The organism is Aquabacterium sp. A3 (genome assembly GCF_038069945.1).
Lineage (GTDB): Bacteria > Pseudomonadota > Gammaproteobacteria > Burkholderiales > Burkholderiaceae_C > Aquabacterium.
Genome location: NZ_JBBPEV010000001.1, coordinates 260026 through 279072, shown reverse-complemented (window position 1 = coordinate 279072; position 19047 = coordinate 260026). Strand labels below are relative to the sequence as shown.

The 19047-nt window shown below is 63.5% G+C and carries 17 protein-coding genes; 11 read left to right on the top strand and 6 right to left on the bottom strand.

Annotated features, from left to right (window positions below):
* Positions 1 to 71: 71 nt before the first annotated feature.
* Together mutS and WNB94_RS01185 are read left to right on the top strand one after the other, a co-directional pair.
* Entirely contained in the window at positions 72 to 2798 is a 2727-nt protein-coding gene (gene mutS / locus WNB94_RS01190) for a DNA mismatch repair protein MutS (protein ID WP_341387830.1), read from the top strand.
* Positions 2795 to 3619 carry a proteasome-type protease gene (locus WNB94_RS01185; RefSeq protein WP_341387828.1) on the top strand — a complete coding sequence of 275 codons (825 nt, stop codon included), beginning with the start codon at positions 2795 to 2797 and terminating at the stop codon, positions 3617 to 3619. The genes mutS and WNB94_RS01185 overlap by 4 nt, the downstream gene beginning before the upstream one ends.
* A gap of 2 nt (positions 3620 to 3621) precedes the next feature.
* Here the strand turns inward: WNB94_RS01185 and WNB94_RS01180 are convergent, their stop codons facing one another.
* Complete coding sequence (locus tag WNB94_RS01180) at positions 3622 to 4875, bottom strand: MFS transporter (RefSeq protein ID WP_341387826.1); 1254 nt, start codon at positions 4873 to 4875, stop codon at positions 3622 to 3624.
* A 22-nt stretch (positions 4876 to 4897) separates the two neighbouring features.
* Positions 4898 to 5635, bottom strand: coding sequence for a lysophospholipid acyltransferase family protein (locus WNB94_RS01175; protein ID WP_341387824.1), 738 nt, complete (start codon positions 5633 to 5635; stop codon positions 4898 to 4900).
* 132 nt (positions 5636 to 5767) lie between these two features.
* On the opposite strand from WNB94_RS01175, the gene pyrG reads away from it, so the two are divergent.
* The 3 genes from pyrG to eno all read left to right on the top strand — a co-directional run bounded on the left by pyrG (position 5768) and on the right by eno (position 9650).
* Entirely contained in the window at positions 5768 to 7426 is a 1659-nt protein-coding gene (gene pyrG, locus WNB94_RS01170; RefSeq protein WP_341387823.1) for a CTP synthase, read from the top strand.
* Between the two features lie 5 nt (positions 7427 to 7431).
* The gene (gene kdsA, locus WNB94_RS01165) at positions 7432 to 8286 is read left to right on the top strand and encodes a 3-deoxy-8-phosphooctulonate synthase (RefSeq protein ID WP_341387822.1); all 855 of its coding nucleotides are present in this window, start codon (positions 7432 to 7434) and stop codon (positions 8284 to 8286) included.
* An 80-nt stretch (positions 8287 to 8366) separates the two neighbouring features.
* Positions 8367 to 9650 (top strand): phosphopyruvate hydratase, encoded by a 1284-nt coding sequence (eno, locus tag WNB94_RS01160; protein ID WP_341387821.1) that lies wholly within the window; start codon positions 8367 to 8369, stop codon positions 9648 to 9650.
* Positions 9651 to 9717: 67 nt separating this feature from the next.
* On the opposite strand, the gene ggpS is transcribed toward eno, so the two are convergent.
* Entirely contained in the window at positions 9718 to 11946 is a 2229-nt protein-coding gene (ggpS, locus tag WNB94_RS01155; protein ID WP_341387820.1) for a glucosylglycerol-phosphate synthase, read from the bottom strand.
* A 156-nt stretch (positions 11947 to 12102) separates the two neighbouring features.
* On the opposite strand from ggpS, the gene ftsB reads away from it, so the two are divergent.
* From ftsB to WNB94_RS01135, 4 genes are read left to right on the top strand one after another with little or no spacing between them, the layout of a single operon-like run.
* Positions 12103 to 12435, top strand: a complete 333-nt coding sequence (gene ftsB, locus WNB94_RS01150; protein WP_341387819.1) for a cell division protein FtsB — start codon at positions 12103 to 12105, stop codon at positions 12433 to 12435.
* Entirely contained in the window at positions 12432 to 13073 is a 642-nt protein-coding gene (gene pnuC / locus WNB94_RS01145) for a nicotinamide riboside transporter PnuC (protein ID WP_341387817.1), read from the top strand. Before ftsB ends, pnuC begins: the two co-directional genes overlap by 4 nt.
* Before the next feature lies 1 nt (position 13074).
* Positions 13075 to 13707: an AAA family ATPase gene (locus WNB94_RS01140; RefSeq protein ID WP_341387816.1), complete on the top strand. Its 633-nt coding sequence runs from the start codon at positions 13075 to 13077 to the stop codon at positions 13705 to 13707.
* On the top strand, positions 13704 to 14495 hold the full coding sequence (locus WNB94_RS01135; protein WP_341387814.1) for a pseudouridine synthase: 792 nt from the start codon (positions 13704 to 13706) through the stop codon (positions 14493 to 14495). Before WNB94_RS01140 ends, WNB94_RS01135 begins: the two co-directional genes overlap by 4 nt.
* Here WNB94_RS01135 and hslO read toward each other — a convergent pair.
* Both hslO and WNB94_RS01125 read right to left on the bottom strand, forming a co-directional pair.
* The gene (gene hslO / locus WNB94_RS01130) at positions 14478 to 15455 is read right to left on the bottom strand and encodes an Hsp33 family molecular chaperone HslO (protein ID WP_341387813.1); all 978 of its coding nucleotides are present in this window, start codon (positions 15453 to 15455) and stop codon (positions 14478 to 14480) included. The two genes, WNB94_RS01135 and hslO, sit on opposite strands and share 18 nt — an antisense overlap.
* Positions 15448 to 15996, bottom strand: coding sequence for a gamma carbonic anhydrase family protein (locus WNB94_RS01125; RefSeq protein WP_341387811.1), 549 nt, complete (start codon positions 15994 to 15996; stop codon positions 15448 to 15450). The genes hslO and WNB94_RS01125 overlap by 8 nt, the downstream gene beginning before the upstream one ends.
* Positions 15997 to 16110: 114 nt before the next feature.
* Between WNB94_RS01125 and yaaA the strand changes: the two genes are divergently transcribed.
* Together yaaA and WNB94_RS01115 are read left to right on the top strand one after the other, a co-directional pair.
* A complete protein-coding gene (gene yaaA, locus WNB94_RS01120; RefSeq protein ID WP_341387810.1) occupies positions 16111 to 16887 on the top strand; it encodes a peroxide stress protein YaaA in 777 nt (258 codons plus the stop codon).
* Entirely contained in the window at positions 16887 to 17552 is a 666-nt protein-coding gene (locus tag WNB94_RS01115; RefSeq protein WP_341387809.1) for a 2OG-Fe(II) oxygenase, read from the top strand. The genes yaaA and WNB94_RS01115 overlap by 1 nt, the downstream gene beginning before the upstream one ends.
* A gap of 58 nt (positions 17553 to 17610) precedes the next feature.
* Here WNB94_RS01115 and WNB94_RS01110 read toward each other — a convergent pair whose 3' ends face one another.
* Positions 17611 to 18915 (bottom strand): DEAD/DEAH box helicase, encoded by a 1305-nt coding sequence (locus WNB94_RS01110; RefSeq protein WP_341387807.1) that lies wholly within the window; start codon positions 18913 to 18915, stop codon positions 17611 to 17613.
* Positions 18916 to 19047: the final 132 nt, after the last annotated feature.

Below are 19047 nucleotides of genomic sequence, written 5' to 3'. Positions count from 1 at the left end.
AGGTGTCGGGTGTGGCCTGCCGTACACTTTTGCCCCGTCTTCACCGTCACCACCAAAGGCGTTTTCAAGCCATGGACAGTTCCCCCAAGCGGCCAGCCAGCGCTTCTGCACAGGAGTTTTCTGGTCACACGCCGATGATGCAGCAGTACCTGCGCATCAAGGCCGAGTACCCGGACACCCTGGTGTTCTACCGCATGGGGGATTTTTACGAGCTGTTCTTTGACGATGCGCGCAAGGCCAATCGCCTGATCGACATCACGCTGACCGTGCGCGGTCAGTCGGCGGGCGAGCCCGTGGTGATGGCTGGTGTGCCCGTGCACGCGGTGGAAACCTACCTGGCCAAGCTGATCCGCCTGGGCGAGTCGGTGGCGATATGCGAGCAGGTGGGTGAAGTGGGTGCCAGCAAGGGCCCCGTGGAGCGCAAGGTGGTGCGGGTGGTCACGCCCGGCACCTTGACCGACAGCGAATTGCTGTCAGAGCGCGCAGACGCGCTGCTGCTGGCCGTGGTGATGGACAAGCGTGGCCGCCATGCCGAACACGCGGTGCCCTGTGCGCTGGCCTGGCTGGGCCTGGCCAGCGGCAAGCTGGGCGTCACCGAATGCACCGAGCGCGAGCTGTCCGGCTGGCTGGCCCGGCTGCAGCCGGCCGAGGTGCTGTACGACCGCGAGCGCATTCCGCCCTCCCTGCAGCCCTGGCTGACGCAGGCCCGTGGTGTGGCCATGACGCCCAGGCCCAGTTGGCAGTTCGACAGCGGGCTGGGCCTGCGCAAATTGTGCGAGCAACTGCAGGTGAGCAGCTTGCAAGGCTATGGCGCGCAAGACATGGCCCTGGCCCATGCCGCTGCAGCCGCCTTGTTGAGCTTTGCCGAACACACCCAGGGCAGGGCGTTGGCCCACGTGAGCACCCTGGAGGTGCCGCGCACGTCGGAGTTGCTGAGCCTGCCGCCCGCCACCCTGCGCAACCTGGAGCTGACGCAAACCCTGCGGGGCGAAGATGCGCCCACGCTGCTGTCCTTGATCGACACCTGCCGCACCGGCATGGGCAGCCGCGCCCTGCGCCAGTGGATGACGCAACCCCTGCGCGACCGCGCCATGGCCCGCGCCCGTCACGATGCCATCGCGGCCTTGCAAAGCGCGCCCAGCCTGGACCAGGGGCATGAAGCGCTGCGTGAGGCCCTGAGGCAGGTGAGCGATGTGGAACGCATCACCGCCCGCATCGCCTTGCGTCAGGTGCGCCCGCGTGAATTGGCCGGGCTGCGCGACACCCTGCTGGCCATGCCCACCCTGGCCACCCGGGTGCCCCAGGGCGATGCGCTGCTGAGTCAACTGCACACCGCGCTGCACCCGGATCCGGCCCTGGCCGATCGCTTGAGCCACACCTTGGCCGAAACCCCGGCCGTGCTGCTGCGCGATGGCGGGGTGATCAACACGGGTTTTGATGCCGACCTGGACGAGTTGCGCGCCATCTCGCAAAACTGCGATGCCTTCCTGCTCGATCTGGAGGCCCGCGAGCGGGCCCGCACGGGCATCCCCAACCTGCGGGTGCAGTTCAACAAGGTGCATGGCTTCTACATCGAGGTCACCCAAGGCCAGGTGGACAAGGTGCCGCTGGACTACCAGCGCCGCCAGACCCTGAAGAACGCCGAGCGCTACATCACGCCCGAGCTCAAGGCCTTTGAGGACAAGGCGCTGTCGGCCCAAGAGCGGGCGCTGGCGCGCGAAAAGCTCTTGTACGAGCAGCTCATCGACTTCCTGCAGTCGCACCTGACGGTGCTGGGCACCTTGGCGCGGGCCCTGGCCACGCTGGATGCCTTGGCCGCCCTGGCCGAGCGCGCCGTCACCCTGGGCTGGAGCCGCCCCGAGTTCTGCGCCCATCCCTGCATCGAGATCGAAAAAGGGCGCCACCCGGTGGTCGAGGCCCGTTTGCAAGAAACCAGTGGCGCGTCTTTCATCCCGAACGACTGCCGGCTGGATGTGAACCGCCGCATGCTCATCGTCACCGGCCCGAACATGGGCGGTAAGTCCACCTTCATGCGGCAGGTGGCCTTGATCGTGCTGCTGGCGGCCATGGGCTCGTATGTGCCGGCGGCCTCCTGTCGCCTGGGGCCGATCGATGCGATCCACACCCGCATCGGCGCGGCCGATGACCTGGCCAATGCCCAGTCCACCTTCATGATGGAGATGACCGAGGCGGCGGCCATCGTGCACACCGCCACCGAGCAGTCGCTGGTGCTGATGGACGAAATCGGGCGTGGCACCTCCACCTTTGATGGTCTGGCCCTGGCCAGCGCCATTGCCAGCCACTTGCATGACAAGAACAAGGCGTTCACGCTGTTTGCCACGCATTACTTCGAGCTGACGCGCCTGCCTGAAAAGCACCCGCGCGCGCTGAACGTGCACGTGGGCGTGGCCGAGGCTGGCGACGACATCGTCTTCCTTCACGAGTTGCAGCATGGCCCGGCCAGCCGCAGTTATGGCGTGCAGGTGGCCCGCTTGGCGGGCATGCCCCACAGCCTGATCCGCCAGGCCCGCGTGACGCTGGAGGCGCTGGAATCGCAACAGCAGTCGGCGGATGAGCAGATCGATCTGTTTGCGCAACTGGACACGGCCGCAGGCAGCGCGCCACTGGACCAGTGGGTGAGCCAGAGCGCCGTGGTGGCCAGCGCCGGCGCCGCCGATGCCTTGAGCGCTGCCGAAGCCCAGGCCTTGAACTTGCTCGCCAGCATCGATCCGGATACCCTGACCCCACGTGAGGCGCTGGATGCGCTCTACAAACTCAAAACGGTGATTTCATCATGACCTACTGTGTGGCCATGCGGCTCAATGCCGGTTTGGTGTTTCTCTCTGATTCCCGCACCAACGCGGGCATGGACCAGATCAGCACCTTCCGCAAGATGACGGTGTACGAGAAGGCCGGTGAACGTGTGCTGGTGTTGTTGTCTGCCGGTAACCTGGCCATCACCCAGGCGGTCAAACAATTGCTGGCCAGCGAAACCATCGAGGGCTCGGATGGCGAACCCTGCACCATCTGGACGGCGCGCAGCCTCTTTGACGTGGCGCGCATTGTGGGCAGTTGTGTGCGCAAGGTGCACGCGCGCGACGCCGAGGCGCTCAAACAGCACGGCATCGACTTCAATTGCAGCCTGATCATCGGCGGCCAGATCAAGGGCGAAACCATGCGCCTGTTCAATGTGTACGCTGCCGGCAACTTTGTCGAGGCCGGCATTGATGGCGTTTGTTATTTCCAGATTGGCGAATCCAAATACGGCAAGCCCGTGATTGACCGCGTGGTCACGCCCACCACGCCTTTGCAGGAAGCAGCCAAGTGCGCACTGATCTCCATGGACTCGACGCTGAAGTCGAACCTGTCGGTGGGCTTGCCGCTGGATTTGCTGGTGTACGAGGCCGACAGCCTGGCGGTGGACAAGCTCATCCACATTGACGAGTCCAACAGCTACTTCCGCATGATTCGAACCACCTGGGGCCAGCGTTTGCGCCAGGTGTTCGACTCCATTCCAGAACCCAGCTGGACCGGGCAGGACGCCGACTTGTCATCCCAAGTGCCCACCCAGGCCCAGGCCATGAACCCGCTGGGGAAGATCCGCGCCCCACAGGGCTGAGCTCAAGCGCGACGCCAGGCCTGCATCATGCGGGGGTGCGGAGGCCGCGTGTCGAGCCAATGAATCACCACCAGCGTGCCGGCCGCCGCCAGCAAGGTGGCGATCGTGAACGTTGGGGCATAGCCCCAGGCGTCGCCCATCACGCCGCCCAGCAGGTTGGCCAGTCCGCTGGCCACGGAGGTCATGCAGGCCAGGATCGTGAAATCGGTGCCTGCATGGTCTGGATCGGTTGCGTCCATCATCAAGGTGTACAGCGCCACGGTGGCCATGGTGCCAAAAAAGCCTTCAAGGGCCGTGGCGGCCCACAGCGCAGGCATCCCGCCCCACGACAAGGCTGCGGCGATGTAAAGACCCAAGCCGGCAGCCTGGGCCAGCCCGCCAATCAGCAAGGCCGCGCGGCGCCCCAGCTGAAACGCCAACCAGCCGCCCAGCAAAGCCCCGGCCAGGCTGGCGCCAGAGCCAATCACGCCGCGCAACATGGCAATGCTGGCCTTGTCCACCCCGATGTCTCGCAGGAATGGGCCGGTCAAAGAGCCCAGCAACTGATCACCCAGCCGATACACCACGATCAGCGCCGCCATGGTCAGCATGCCTGGCGACCGCAGGCGGTGCCACCAGGCCCACCCCAGCCGAAGCCCCGTGGCGGGGGGGGGTGTTCGGGCTGGCGGTGGCTCGGGCGGATTCCAGGCGAGGGCGGCCAGCAGGGCCAGCATCGCTGCCATGGCCAGGAACATGGTTGACCAGTCGGTGCGTGCAAACAGCCACAACAGCGCCCCTCCGCCCAGGATCATGCCCACCCGAAAGCCGCCGATCTGCAAGCCATTGGCCAGGCCACGCTCCTGCACCGGCACCATCCTGACGGCCAGACCATCGGTGACCACATCTTGAGAAGCCGCCATCAGGTTGAACAGCAGCACGGCCGCAAACAAGGCCCAGGCCGCGGTGCTCAGGTCCATCAGCGACAAGATGATGGCCAACACGCAGGCGCCTGACTGAAACACGCGCAGCCATGTTCGTCGGCTGCCGTGGTGGTCCAGCACTGGCGCCCAGAGAAATTTCAGCGCCCAGGGCAAGGCCAGAAACTGCAAAAAGCTGATGGCCGTCAGCGACCAGCCAGCGTCTCTCATCAGCACCGGCAGTGCCACGGTGAAAAAACCAAACGGCAGGCCCTGGGCCACGTACAAGGCGCCCAGCAACTGGAGTTGCTGCCCACGACTCATGGGCGCTGCAGTCAAGGGCGGTGGTGCCGTGCGCATGGCTCAGGCTCCTGTGGGCAGTTCATGCGTGCGCTGGCTGTGGTGGGCTGGCGGCCTGATCGAGTTGATCGATGCAGGCCTTCATCTGGGCATGGCAGCGATCCATGAGCTCTGGCATGTCGTCCAGCGTCAAACCCGTGGTGCTCAAGGGGGGGAGCGCTTTGAGCGCGATGGTGCCGCTGTGCCAGCGATTGAGGTTCCAGTGGCGTATGTACTGGCTGGCGCACACCGGCACCACAGGCACGCCGGCATTGATCGCCATCTGGAAGGCGCCTTTTTTGAGTGGCCCAAGGCCTCTGCCATGGCTGCGGGTGCCCTCGGCAAACACCCAGATCGACATGTCGCGTTCCTGCAGTGTCTGGGTGATGGTGGTCATCGCGCGTTTGGCAGATGCGGCGTTGCCACGGTCCAGCAACACGTTGCCAGCCAGCCAGTAGATCTGGCCGAACAGGGGCAACCACTTCAGGCTTTTTTTGCCCAGGCTCACGGTGCGTGGTGGCACCACCTGGCCAAACACAAACAGATCGTAATTGGAGAGGTGGTTGGCCACGATCACGGCAGGTCGAGGCACGCCATGAAGGCTTTGCATGTCCAGCACCGTGCGCACGCCGAGGATCTTCAGGGCTGGCAGGGCGTACAACTTCGCGCACAGGCGTGTGTTGTCAGGGTTGAATGGGCGACAAATGCACAACAGCAAGCCCAGCAGGCTGGCCAGTACGAAGTGGACGCACAGCAGCAGCATGCGCAAGGTGATCAGCACGTGAACTCCGAGAGGGAAACGGCGGCGCCGATGATACGGCGGATTGAACTCCTCTCCCCGTCACGGCCTCAAGCGCCTATAATGCCTCTTTACCACCGCAGTGCCCGCTCATGCAGCGGGCGTTTTTGCGCAATGACCAAGTTTGTCTTCGTCACGGGCGGTGTGGTGTCCTCGCTGGGCAAGGGCATCGCCGCTGCGTCACTGGCCGCCATTCTCGAATCGCGTGGCCTCAAAGTCACCCTCATCAAGCTCGACCCGTACATCAACGTGGACCCGGGCACCATGTCGCCGTTCCAGCACGGTGAAGTCTTCGTCACCGACGACGGTGCGGAGACCGACCTCGACCTGGGCCACTACGAGCGCTTCATCACCACCCGGATGAAGAAGGCCAACAACTTCACCACCGGCCAGATCTACAAGTCGGTGCTGGAGAAGGAACGCCGTGGTGATTACCTGGGCAAGACCGTGCAGGTCATTCCCCACATCACCAACGAGATCCAGGATTTCGTGCGCCGTGGCGCGGGTGTGGGCTCGCCCGATGCGGTCGAGGTGGCCATCGTGGAAATCGGTGGCACCGTGGGCGACATCGAATCGCTGCCCTTCATGGAAGCCGCGCGCCAGATGAGCCTGAAGCTGGGTCCCAGCAACACGGCCTTCGTGCACCTGACCTACGTGCCCTTCATCGCGGCTGCGGGTGAGCTGAAAACCAAGCCCACCCAGCACACCGTGCAGAAGCTGCGCGAAATCGGTATCCAGCCCGATGCCTTGCTGTGCCGTGCCGACCGTGCCATTCCCGAGGATGAACGCGAGAAGATCTCGCTGTTCACCAACGTGCCCGAGTCGGGTGTGATCTCGGTGTGGGATGCCGACACGATCTACAAAGTGCCGCGCATGCTGCACGAACAGCACCTGGACGACCTCATCTGCCACAAGCTGCAGCTGCAGACCAAGCCCGCCGACCTGTCGCGCTGGGACAACCTGGTCTACGAGGTGGAGAACCCGAAGGGCTCGGTCACCATCGCCATGTGCGGCAAGTACACCGAGCTGTCGGACTCGTACAAGTCGCTCAACGAGGCCCTGCGCCATGCCGGCATCCACAACCACGTGCGTGTGAACATCGAGTACGTGGACTCCGAGTCGCTGACGCCCGAAACCGCAGGCACGCTGCAGAAGTACGACGCCATCCTGGTGCCCGGCGGCTTTGGCAAGCGTGGCGTGGAGGGCAAGATCATCGCGGCCCAGTACGCTCGTGAGCATGGCATCCCTTACCTGGGCATCTGCCTGGGCATGCAGGTGGCCACCATTGAGTACGCTCGCCACAAGGCCGGTCTGGAAGGTGCCAACTCCACCGAGTTCGAGCCGCAAGGCCCGCACCCCGTCATCGCGCTGATCGACGAGTGGCTGGACGCCGACGGCACCGTGCAAAAGCGCGATGCCAGCTCGGACCTGGGCGGCACCATGCGCCTGGGCGCGCAAAGCTCGGACGTGAAGCCCGGCACCATCGCGCACGAGATTTACGGGCCGGTGGTCACCGAGCGTCACCGCCACCGTTATGAGGCCAACGAACGTTATCTGGACAAGCTGCAAGAGGCGGGTCTGGTGATCTCGGCCATCACGCAGCGCGAAAAGCTCACCGAAATGGTGGAGTTGCCCAAGGCAGTGCACCCCTGGTACGTGGGCGTGCAGTTCCACCCCGAGTTCAAGTCCACCCCTTGGGATGGCCACCCGCTGTTCAAGGCCTACATCAAGGCTGCGCTGGACCACCAGGCCGTTGTTGGCAAGAAGGTGTGATCGCCATGAAGCTCTGCGGATTCGACGTTGGTCTGAACCACCCTTTCTTCCTGATCGCCGGCACCTGCTCCATTGAGAGCCTGGAGCTGTCGCTTGAGGTGGCGGGCCGCCTTCAGGAGGCTTGTACGCCCCTGGGCATCCCGCTGATTTACAAGGGCTCGTTCGATAAGGCCAACCGATCCTCGGGCACCACCGCCCGTGGCTTGGGGCTGGACAAGGGCCTGCAGATCCTTGACGAGGTTCGCCGCCAGACCGGTCTGCCGGTGCTGACCGATGTGCACGACGAATCGCAGGTGGCCGAAGTCGCCAGCGTGGTCGACGTGCTGCAGACGCCGGCCTTCCTGTGCCGCCAGACCGACTTCATCCGTGCGGTGGCCAAGTCGGGCAAGCCCGTCAACATCAAGAAGGGCCAGTTCCTCGCGCCCTGGGACATGAAGAACGTCATCGACAAGGCCCGCGCTGCCGCGCAGGAGGCTGGCCTGTCGACGGACCGCTTTCTGGCCTGCGAGCGCGGTGTGAGCTTCGGTTACAACAACCTCGTGGCCGACATGACGAGCCTGGCCGAGATGCGCAAGTCTGGCGCACCGGTGGTCTTTGACGTGACCCACTCGGTGCAAAAGCCCGGCGGCCTGGGCGGCGCCAGCGGCGGTGCCCGCGAGATGGTGCCGGTGCTGGCGCGTGCTGGCGTGGCGGCCGGAGTGGCGGGCCTCTTCATGGAGACCCACCCCGATCCAGCGAAGGCCTGGAGCGACGGCCCCAACGCCGTGCCGCTCAAGCACATGAAGACCTTGCTGGAGACGCTGGTTGAGCTCGACCGCATCACCAAGAAGAACGGTTTCCTGGAAACCGACTTCAACTGAGCCCTTAAAATCTGCGGTTTGCCTCACCAGGGCAAGCCGCTTTTTGCATTCCAAACCTTCTACACATTGAGGAACAACGGATGAGCGCCATCGTTGACATCATCGGCCGCGAAGTGATCGACAGCCGCGGAAACCCCACCGTCGAGTGCGACGTGCTGCTGGAAAGCGGCGTCATGGGCCGTGCGGCCGTGCCGTCGGGCGCATCGACCGGTTCGCGCGAAGCCATCGAGCTGCGCGACGGCGACAAGAGCCGCTACCTGGGCAAGGGCGTGTTGAAGGCCGTTGAGCACATCAACACCGAAATCTGCGAAGCGGTGCTGGGCCTGGACGCTGGCGAACAAGCCTTCCTGGACAAGACCCTGATCGACCTGGACGGCACCGAAAACAAGAGCCGCCTGGGCGCCAACGCCATGCTGGCGGTGTCGATGGCCGTGGCCCGTGCCGCCGCTGAAGAATCTGGCCTGCCCCTGTACCGCTACTTCGGTGGCATGGGTGCCGTGCAGATGCCCGTGCCGATGATGAACGTCATCAACGGTGGCGCGCATGCCAACAACAACCTTGACCTGCAGGAATTCATGATCCTGCCCGTGGGCGCGCCGACCTTCCGTGAAGCCATCCGTTATGGCGCCGAGGTGTTCCACGCCCTCAAGAAGATCATCCACGACAAGGGCATGAGCACCGCCGTGGGCGACGAAGGTGGTTTCGCCCCCTCCGTGGCCAGCCATGAGGCCGCCATCCAGCTGATCCTGGAAGCCATCGAAAAGGCTGGTTTCGTGGCCGGTGAGCAGATCGCTCTGGGCCTGGATTGCGCTGCTTCCGAGTTCTACAAGGACGGCAAGTACCACCTGGAAGGCGAGGGCCTGGTGCTGAGCGCCGAGCAATGGACCGACATGCTGGCCACCTGGTGCGACAAGTACCCGATCATCAGCATCGAAGACGGCATGCACGAAGGCGACTGGGCTGGTTGGGCTCACCTGACCGAGCGTCTGGGCAAGAAGGTGCAACTGGTGGGTGACGACCTGTTCGTGACCAACACCAAGATCCTGAAAGAAGGCATCGACAAGGGCATCGCCAACTCCATCCTCATCAAGATCAACCAGATCGGCACCCTGAGCGAAACCTTTGCCGCCATCGAGATGGCCAAGCGCGCCGGCTACACCGCCGTGATCTCGCACCGCTCGGGCGAAACCGAAGACAACACCATCGCCGACATCGCCGTGGGCCTGAACGCGGGTCAGATCAAGACCGGTTCGATGAGCCGTTCGGACCGCATCAGCAAGTACAACCAGCTGCTGCGCATCGAAGAAGATCTGGGCAATGTGGCCGTGTACCCTGGCCGCAGCGCCTTCTACAACCTGCGCTGATCGTCCACCGATTCACGCATGACAAAGCCCCCGGCGCCTTGTGGCACCGGGGGCTTTTTTTCCGGGGTCAGCGCGCCTTTTGCACCGCGTCCAGGAACTCTCGGCCCCAAGCGTCGATGTCGTTGTGCTGCACCACGGCAAACGCCTCGCGGATGCGCCCCTGTGCTTCGCTGTCGTCCATCGTCAACGCCTGGAAGCAGGTGTTGACCAGGTCATGGCGGTCATGTGGATTGGTCAGCAGGGCGCCACGCAGTTCGGCGGCGGCACCTGCAAACTCTGAGAGCACCAGCACACCCTTGCCCTGGATCATGCCTTGCGTGGCCACGAACTCCTTGGCCACCAGGTTCAGGCCATCGCGCAGCGGGGTGATCCACATCACGTCGGCCATGCTGTAGAAGGCCACCAGTTCTTCGAACGGGAAGTTTCGGAAGAAGAACTGCACCGGCGTCCAGCCCACCCGCCCGAACCGGCCGTTGATGCGGCCCACCGTTTGTTCGATCTGCGCCTGCAGATCCTGGTAGATCGTCATTTCTTTGGCCGCTGGCACGCAAATGGTGACCAGCGTCACATCCCCGATCAACTCGGGGTGCTGCGCCAGCAGCATCTCGAAGGCCTCCAGCTTGGGCAGGATGCCCTTGGTGTAGTCCAGGCGCTCGACCGACAGGATGACTCGGTTGCCGCTGAGTTTGCTCTTGAGCTGGCGCGCCTTGTCTTGCATGCCTGGCTTCTTGAGTGAGCGCTCAACCCGTGTCAGGTCCAGGCCCACAGGCAAGGCCGACAAGGTGATCTTGCGCCCATGCACCTCGATGCGGGTGGCCATCTCGTCGATGCCCACAGCGCACCCATAGGTCAGGAAGCGGGGTGCGCAGTTGGCCTTTTCCAGCACCTTGACGGGGGTGACGCCCATGGCCACGTCCAGGAAGTTCTGAGACTGTCTGGGGATGTGAAAGCCGATCAGGTCGCACTGCAGCAGCGAGCCCACGATGTCGCGCCGCCATGGCAGCACGTTGAAGACATCGGCCGATGGGAAGTAGGTGTGGTGGAAGAACGCGATGGTCAGGTCCGGGCGCATTTCTCGCAGAAAGGCCGGCACCATCCACAGGTTGTAATCATGGATCCACACCGTGGCGCCCTCAGCGGCTTCGCGCGCTGTCTGCTCGGCAAACAGGCGGTTGACCGTCAAAAACACCTTCCAGTGGTCGTATCGGAAGGTGGCTTGCTCCCAGAAGGTGTGCAGCGTGGGCCAGAAGGCCTCTTTGGAGAACTTCTTGTAGAAGATGTCTACCTGCTCGTGCGTCAAAGACACTTTGGCGCAGGTGAGCTGGGGGTACATCCGGTTGTCCACCGGGGTGCGCGGCTCAAAGCCAGCGGCATTTTGATCGGCCGTGGACCAGGCAATCCAGGATCCCTTTTTGCCGTCGGCAAAGAAGCTCAGCAGGGTGGGGATGATGCCGTTGGGTGACCGGTGCGGACGTTGGCGCAGCTGGCCTTTTTCTTCATATTCTTCAAAAGGCAGGCGGTGGTAGACGATGACGAGCTCGGCTTCGCCTGGCGGGTATTTGTGGCGGGTGACCGAGTGCATGCTGTGGATGGGCAGCAACTGGAAGTGGCCAATGGCCTCCAGAATGCCCGCACAGCCCGCACCTTTCGCATGCAGCACGTGGTCGAGGCCTCGCGTCGCTTCCAGCAGTGCGGCTTCGGACCGGCCAACGCACACACCCTGGAAGCCCACACCATACATCGACAGATCGTTGAGTGTGTCGCCCGCCACCAGCACGTCTTTGTCCGAGGCGCCCAGGTGCTCAATCAGCGCACGCAAGGTGCTGCCTTTGTTCACGCCGCGTGGCAGAAAATCAAGGTAACGGTCTGCCGAATACAGTAGGTCGCAGTCCAGCTCTTGGGCAATGCGGTGCACATCGTCAGAGATGGCCCCGGGCTCACAGAAATAGGAGCATCGACGTTGTTGGGGCACGTCTTGCCGCGAGAACTGGGGGTACTCCGACATGATGCGCTCGATGGCGTGCTCGCCCGGCCAGCGTTGCTCGATGTCGGACTGCAGCGGTTGTACCGGTTGCAGGGTGGCGCCTTCCACCACGGTGGCCCCCACATCGCAGATGATGTATTTGGGCTGGGGAATGGTCGGATCGGACAGCAACGGGAGTACAGATTCCAGGCCCCGTCCAGTCACGAAGATCAGGTCGACATCAGCGTGAAGGGAAACCAGTTGGTACAGGCGGTGGCGGGTGGCAGCGTCTCCAGCGAGAAAGGTGCCGTCAAGGTCGGTAGCGAGGATCATCCGGTCTCCAGACGGTTAAAAACATTTGCACAAATATATATAAACGTGAAGAGCTTTGCTGCGCTGCAAAAAGATCTCCGACCTTGAAGCCGGGTTTTTGTGGATGAAGGGCGCTGGATCGGCTGGCCACGCATTGGCGCGGTGGATAATCTCAGCATGCGCATTGCCACCGTTTTGCTGCTCATCTTGTTGGGCGTGGTCCATGCCGAGCTGTGGTTCGGCAAGGGTGGTTTGCCGCGCGTGTGGGCACTTCAGGAAGAGGTGACCGCGCTGAAGAAGGCCAACGCGCAGGCCGAAGTGCGCAATGATCAATTGGCCGCCGAGGTGCGCGATCTGCGTGAAGGCCTCGACATGGTGGAAGAGCGCGCACGGATGGAGTTGGGCATGCTCAAGGCCGATGAGCTGTACGTGCACTTCAGCGACGAGCCTGCGCAGCAACGCGGGCCTGGTGGCGCAGCCCCACCCCAGGACCGCCCCCAAGCCCGATGAGTCTGTTTGATCCCTGGCTGGTGCCGTGGTTTCACTGCCTGGGTGCGCCAGTCACCCGCCTTGAGGTGGTGGCCGTGGTGTTGTCATTGGCCATGGTGGCCATGAACCTGCGTGTCAATCCCTGGGCGTGGCCGTTGGCCATCGCCGCATCGCTGCTGTACGGCGTGTTGTTTGAGCACTATGGGCTGTATGGCGAGGCTTCGCTGCAGTTGGTGTTTGTGGTGGCCTCATTGTGGGGGTGGTGGCAATGGCTTTGGGGCACCGATGAGCAACAACAGGCTTTGCGGGTGCGCCCCTTGACCCGGCAAGGCTGGGCAGGGGGCTTGCTGGCATGGGCGGTGCTGTGGGCCCTGACCGGATGGTTTCTGGATCGCTATACGGACTCTGATGTGCCATATTGGGATGCCTTGCCCACCGCTGGCAGCTTGGTGGGGCAGTGGTGGTTGGCGCGCAAATGGATCGACAACTGGATGGTTTGGCTGGCCGTGAACCTGCTGAGCATTGGTTTGTTTGCGTACAAGCAAATGTGGCTGACCGCGCTGCTGTATGCGGTGTTCGCGCTGCTGTCGGTGATGGGCTGGCTGGCATGGCGTCGCCTGCACCAACAGGCCCTGTCTCATCAGGCCGCCGTGGTGTGACATGGCCCATGTGATTGCAGTGCTGGGCGCTGAAAGCACCGGCAAGACCCAACTGAGCCTGGCTTTGGCCCGTTTGCTCAGCGACCGGGGGCGGCAGGTGACGGTGGTGCCAGAGGGCCTGCGCCAGTGGTGTGTGGACCACGGCCGCACACCACGTGCTGATGAGCAGCAAGCCATTGCCCGGGCGCAGTCAGATGCCATCACTGAGGCGGCTCGCCAGTCAGAGGTGGTGGTCGCCGACACCACGGCGTTGATGACCGCGGTGTACTCTCATTGGCTGTTTGGTGATCAGAGCCTGTATGCCGAAGCCATCGCGGCGCAACGCCGCATGACCATCACCTTGCTGACCGGCCTGGACTTGCCCTGGGTGCCCGACGGAATTCAGCGCGACGGTCCGCACGTGCGTGGCCCGGTAGACAACGCCTTGCGTGAGGTGTTGTTGCGCGAGGGCTTGCCGCATGCGGTGATTTATGGCCATGGCGATCATCGGGCATGGCAGGCGCTGGCGGTGGCCGAGGCCTGTCTGGCGCGCCTGGCGCTGCCACCCGCCCCGCCATCTCAGCCACGCTGGCGCTGGATCTGCGAGCGCTGCGACGATGGCGATTGCGAGCAGCACTGGTTGCCCCGCGCATGAGCGACCTCGGCCCACTTGACTTGACAGCTCAGCCGCTGCCCCCGCTGTCGGTGTTGTGGCAGGACGACCATCTGGTGGTGGTGCATAAACCAGCCGGATGGCTGGTGCATCGCACGGGTCTGGATGCGCACGAATGCCGTATCGTGCTGCAGGTGCTGCGTGATCAACTCGGGCGGCACGTGTACCCGGTGCATCGTCTCGACAAGGGCACCTCAGGGGTGTTGTTGATGGCGTTGTCGCCTGAGGTGGCCCGGGCGTTGTCAGACCAGTTCGAGCATCGTCAGGCCCATAAGCGGTACGTGGCCATGGTGCGTGGCTGGCCACCCGAGCGCTGGCGGGTTGAGCATCCGCTGCGCCCGGACGACGCACCGCCGCAGGTCCCCCTGCAAGACGCTCAAACTGATTTCATGACCCTGGCGCGCTGGAGCCTGCCCGTGCCGGTGGATCGCTACCCCACCACCCGGGTGGCCCTGGTGCTGGCCGAGCCGCACACTGGCCGTCGCCACCAAATCCGTCGCCATCTGAAGCACGTGGCCCACCCGATCATCGGGGATGCCAACCACGGCAAAGGCGCACACAACCGCTGGTGGGCGCAGCACCTGGGGATGCAGCGTTTGTGGCTGCATGCCGCGTCATTGAGCTTGGTGCACCCGGTGAGCCACCAGCTCATGCGCTGGCATTCGCCCGCGAGTGACGGGCAACTCAACGCCGATTGGAACGCGCTGTTGGCCCGCGGTGACTGGCAGTGGCTGGCCGGTCACTCGGCGGCATCACTGCAGTCGATCTGAGCCAGGCGCTGCATCGTTGGTGAAGAGTTCTTCAGCGTCGATGGCGTCGAAGTGGTAGAGCTGGCCGCAGAAGTCGCAGCCGATCTCGACCCGGCCTTGCTCGGCCACGATGCTGTCGATCTCTTCTTTGCCCAAACCGCGCAGCATGTTGGCCACGCGCTCGCGGGAGCAACTGCAGGCGAAGTTGGGGCCATTGGCACCCTGTTGCGGCTCAAAGCGACGCACGTCCTCTTCCCAGAACAGTCGGCGCAAGATGGTGTCGGCGTCCAGCCCGAGCAGCTCTTCGGCCTTCAGGGTGGAGGCCAGGTGGGCAATGCGGTTGTAGTGCTCGTTCAGGCCGATCTCGTCTTCGTGGTGAGCGCGGCCCGCCAGGTTGCCTTCGCCCTCTACCGGGATGCGCTGGATGAGCAGGCCGGCAGCCACCTCGTCATTGGCCGCCAGCACCAGCTTGGTGTCCAGTTGCTCGGACTGCAGCATGTAGTGCTCCAGCACCTGGCTGAGTTCATGCAAAGGCTCATGGTGATCGCCGTGCAGGGGCACCACCCCCTGGTAAGGGTTCTGGCCTGGCAAGCGGTCTTGGGGGTCGAGCGTGATGGCGCAACGGCCCTGGCCGTTCACGTTCACCATGACCTCCAGAGGAAGCTTGCCGGTGTCGGTCGCAGGCAGTTCACCCACGAGTTTGGCGGTCGATCGAAAACTCAGGTTGGGCTGCACTTCGGTGACAGCCAACTTCACCGGTCCATCACCAAAAATCTGCAGCACCACGGCGCCATTGAACTTGATGTTGGCCTGCATGAGCACGCCGGCCGCGCTCATCTCGCCCATCAGGCGGCGCACGGGCGCCTCGAAGTTGTGCCCGCCTTCGCGACGGCGCAGCAGTTCTTGCCAGCTGTCGGTCAGTCGCACCAGCATGCCCCGCACGGGCAGACCTTCGAACAAAAATTTATGAAGTTCACTCATGAGATGGGTTGGTGGCGGCGTCGATCCGCACCATGTCTTGTCGGTACTCGGCGGCCTTTTGCACGTACAGGCCGGTGCCCACCCGCATGCGGAAGAAGTCGGCCTCGGTCAGCGGGCGCACCGCCTTGGCGGGCGAGCCCATGATCAGCATGCCGTCTTCAAACACCTTGCCCTCGGTCACCAGTGCGCCGGCGGCCACCAGGCAGTTCTTGCCGATCACGGCGCCATTGAGCACCACGGCCTGGATGCCGATCAAGGCGCCATCGCCCACGGTGCAGCCATGCAGCATGGCCTGGTGCCCCACGGTCACGTCTTCGCCAATGACCAAGGGGTGACCGATGTCGGTGTGCAGCACCGAGCCCTCTTGCACGTTCGAGCGGGCTCCGATGGTGATGGGTTCGTTGTCGCCCCGCATGCTCACGTGCGACCACACGCTGCTGCCTTCCTTCAAAATGACTTGGCCGATCAAGTCGGCCGACGGCATGACAAAGGCACTGGGGTGAATCTCGGGTTGCTTGTCCTTGATGCGGTACAGGGCCATGGTGTGAGGCAGCGCGCTGCAGGATAGGGAAGTCCTGATTTTAGGTGGGCTGGCGCGGCGAGGCTATCATCAGGGCCATATTTCATAGTCTTCATTCATTGCCTCGCTTCAGCCATGCTGTTTCTGCTATCGCCTGCCAAGAGCCTGGACTACGACACGGCACCCACCACCCAGCGGCACACCCTGCCTCAGTTCATCGACGAATCGTCGGCGCTCATCGAGGTGATCAAGCCCTACACGCCTGCGCAAATCGCATCGCTGATGGATTTGAGCGATGCCCTGGCCACCTTGAACGTGGCCCGCTATGCAGCGTGGTCCAGGAAGTTTTCAGCCCGCAACAGCAAGCAGGCGGTGCTGGCTTTCAATGGTGATGTGTACGAGGGGCTGGATGCCAACAGCCTGGGGCCAGACGATCTGGACTGGGCTCAAGATCACCTGCGCATCCTCAGTGGGCTGTATGGTCTCTTGCGCCCGCTGGACTGGATGCAACCCTACCGCCTGGAGATGGGCACCAAGCTGGCCAATCCTCGCGGCAAAGACCTCTACGCCTGGTGGGGCGACACCCTGGCGCAGCACCTGAACCAGGAACTGACCCAACAGGGCGATGACGTGATCGTCAACCTTGCCTCACAAGAGTACTTCAAGGCCGTCAAGCGCAAGGCCTTGAAGGCGAGGGTGGTGGAGTGCGTGTTCGAAGACTGGAAGGCGGGGCAGTGGAAGGTGATCAGCTTCCACGCCAAGCGCGCCCGCGGGTTGATGGCGCGACACGCGATTGTTCGGCGCGCCCGCACACCCGAGGATCTGTTGAGCTTCAGCGCCGAAGGCTACGCGCACGACGTTCAGGCGTCTGAAGCGGATCGCCTGGTGTTTCGCCGGCGGGTCGAGGCCTGATGCCCGAGTCGGTCACGCACCCCTGGCTGCGTGAGGCGCCAGGCGCCAGGCGCTGGGCACACGATCGGTGGGTGGAGGTGGTGTTGTCCGCACAGCGCCCGCCGTTGTGGGTGGTGGACGGCGTGCTCTCGTCGGAAGAATGTGATGAGCTCATCGGCCTGGCCCGGCTGCGGCTTCAACCCTCAGAAACGGTGGTGGAGGTCACGGGTGGAAGCCAGGTGCATGTGGCACGAACGAGCGAAGGCATGTTTTTTCAGCGGGGCGAGTACCCGGTGTGTCAACGGCTGGAGCAGCGTCTGGCCGAGCTGATGTCGTGGCCGTTGGACCATGGGGAAGGACTTCAGGTCTTGCGGTATGGCGTTGGTGCAGAGTACCGGCCTCACCACGATTATTTTGACCCCGAGCAGGCCGGCACCGATCGCATCTGCCAGCGTGGCGGGCAGCGCGTGGCCACGGTGGTGGTGTACCTCAACACGCCAGAGTCAGGCGGCGAAACGGTCTTCCCGTCTGCCGGGCTGAGTGTCGTGCCGCGCAAGGGCAGCGCCGTGTGTTTTGTGTACCCCAGCCCTGTGCCGGACACACTCACCTTGCATGGCGGTGCACCCATCCTTGCTGGTGAAAAATGGGTGGCCACCAAGTGGCTGAGACAGCGGCCTTTCGACTGAGGTTTGACTGAGCAGCCCGGCGGGTTCATCCGTCAGGCTGGGCCGCGCATTGGCCTGCTCAGCGGCTGCGAGATCGCGCTGGTCGGTCATCCGCCTTGCGCGGCGTTCCTCTGCCATTGCGTGGGGCGGCGCTGCGTGGCGAGGGGCTGCGCGCAGGCTCGCTGCCGCGCGCACCAGGCGCACCATGAAGCACACGTCGCCCAAGCTGAATGGGCTCGGCCTTGGCATGTGGATCAGGCTCGAACCCGGGAACGACCTCTCTGGGCAGCGGGCGCTTGATCAGGCGCTCGATGTCGGCCAGAAAACCTTCCTCGTCAACGCACACCAGCGACACGGCTTCGCCTTCTGCACCGGCCCGACCCGTGCGGCCGATGCGGTGCACGTAGTCCTCCGGCACATTGGGCAGCTCGAAGTTGACCACATGCGGCAGTTGATCGATGTCGATGCCACGCGCGGCGATGTCGGTGGCCACCAGCACGCGCAAGGTACCTGCCTTGAACTCGCTCAAGGCCCGCGTGCGGGCGCTTTGGCTTTTGTTGCCGTGGATGGCCATGGCGCTGATGCCATGTTTGTCCAGGTACTCCACCAATCGGTTGGCGCCATGCTTCATGCGGGTGAAGACCAGCACCTGATGCCAGTCATGGCGCTCGATCAGGTGCGTGAGCAGTTCGCGCTTGCGGTCGCGGTCGACGGGATGCACCTTCTGTGCAATCGTGTCGGCCGTGGCGTTGCGGCGTGCCACCTCGATGATGCGGGGTGACTTCAACAAGCGCTCGGCCAACGCCTTGATCTCGTCAGAGAACGTGGCTGAAAACAGCAGGCTTTGCTTTTCGGGCGGCAGGATGGCCAGCACTTTGCGAATGTCGTGGATGAAGCCCATGTCCAGCATGCGGTCGGCCTCGTCCAGAACGAAGAACGACACGTGACGCAGGTTGACCTCACCTTGCTGATGCAAGTCCAGCAGTCGGCCAGGCGTGGCCACCAGGATGTCCACACCGCGACGGAGGGCGTCGATCTGGGGGTTCATGCCCACACCACCGAAGATCACGAGCGACTTCAGGCTCAGGTACTTGCCATACACGCGAACCGACTCTTCAACCTGGGCAGCCAGTTCACGGGTGGGGGTGAGGATCAGGGCGCGAATGACGCGAGGATGGGCAGGGCCCGCCGATGCCAGTTTTTCGAGCAAGGGCAGTGTGAATCCAGCCGTTTTGCCTGTGCCGGTCTGAGCCCCTGCAAGCAGGTCTCCTCCGGTCAGAACAGCGGGAATGGCTTGCGACTGAATGGGAGTCGGCGCGGTGTAGCCCGCATCTGCAATGGCCCGCAACAGCGGTGCAGACAAGCCCAAGTCTTCAAATGACATACTTCTGGCCCATGAAATGGCGTTCGATCACAGCAACCGTGCCTTCCGGGCCGGGAAGATCAACGGTTGATCGAACAAAGAACCTTGCGTACAACCAGGGCAGTTGCAGGCAAGTCACAAAATATCACGTAC

Coding starts and splice junctions, on each gene's coding strand:
- mutS (WP_341387830.1), top strand. CDS start 72: ATGGACAGTTCCCCCAAGCGGCCAGCCAGCGCTTCTGCACAGGAGTTT.
- WNB94_RS01185 (WP_341387828.1), top strand. CDS start 2,795: ATGACCTACTGTGTGGCCATGCGGCTCAATGCCGGTTTGGTGTTTCTC.
- WNB94_RS01180 (WP_341387826.1), bottom strand. CDS start 4,875: ATGCGCACGGCACCACCGCCCTTGACTGCAGCGCCCATGAGTCGTGGG.
- pyrG (WP_341387823.1), top strand. CDS start 5,768: ATGACCAAGTTTGTCTTCGTCACGGGCGGTGTGGTGTCCTCGCTGGGC.
- kdsA (WP_341387822.1), top strand. CDS start 7,432: ATGAAGCTCTGCGGATTCGACGTTGGTCTGAACCACCCTTTCTTCCTG.
- eno (WP_341387821.1), top strand. CDS start 8,367: ATGAGCGCCATCGTTGACATCATCGGCCGCGAAGTGATCGACAGCCGC.
- ggpS (WP_341387820.1), bottom strand. CDS start 11,946: ATGATCCTCGCTACCGACCTTGACGGCACCTTTCTCGCTGGAGACGCT.
- ftsB (WP_341387819.1), top strand. CDS start 12,103: ATGCGCATTGCCACCGTTTTGCTGCTCATCTTGTTGGGCGTGGTCCAT.
- pnuC (WP_341387817.1), top strand. CDS start 12,432: ATGAGTCTGTTTGATCCCTGGCTGGTGCCGTGGTTTCACTGCCTGGGT.
- WNB94_RS01140 (WP_341387816.1), top strand. CDS start 13,075: ATGGCCCATGTGATTGCAGTGCTGGGCGCTGAAAGCACCGGCAAGACC.
- WNB94_RS01135 (WP_341387814.1), top strand. CDS start 13,704: ATGAGCGACCTCGGCCCACTTGACTTGACAGCTCAGCCGCTGCCCCCG.
- hslO (WP_341387813.1), bottom strand. CDS start 15,455: ATGAGTGAACTTCATAAATTTTTGTTCGAAGGTCTGCCCGTGCGGGGC.
- WNB94_RS01125 (WP_341387811.1), bottom strand. CDS start 15,996: ATGGCCCTGTACCGCATCAAGGACAAGCAACCCGAGATTCACCCCAGT.
- yaaA (WP_341387810.1), top strand. CDS start 16,111: ATGCTGTTTCTGCTATCGCCTGCCAAGAGCCTGGACTACGACACGGCA.
- WNB94_RS01115 (WP_341387809.1), top strand. CDS start 16,887: ATGCCCGAGTCGGTCACGCACCCCTGGCTGCGTGAGGCGCCAGGCGCC.
- WNB94_RS01110 (WP_341387807.1), bottom strand. CDS start 18,915: ATGTCATTTGAAGACTTGGGCTTGTCTGCACCGCTGTTGCGGGCCATT.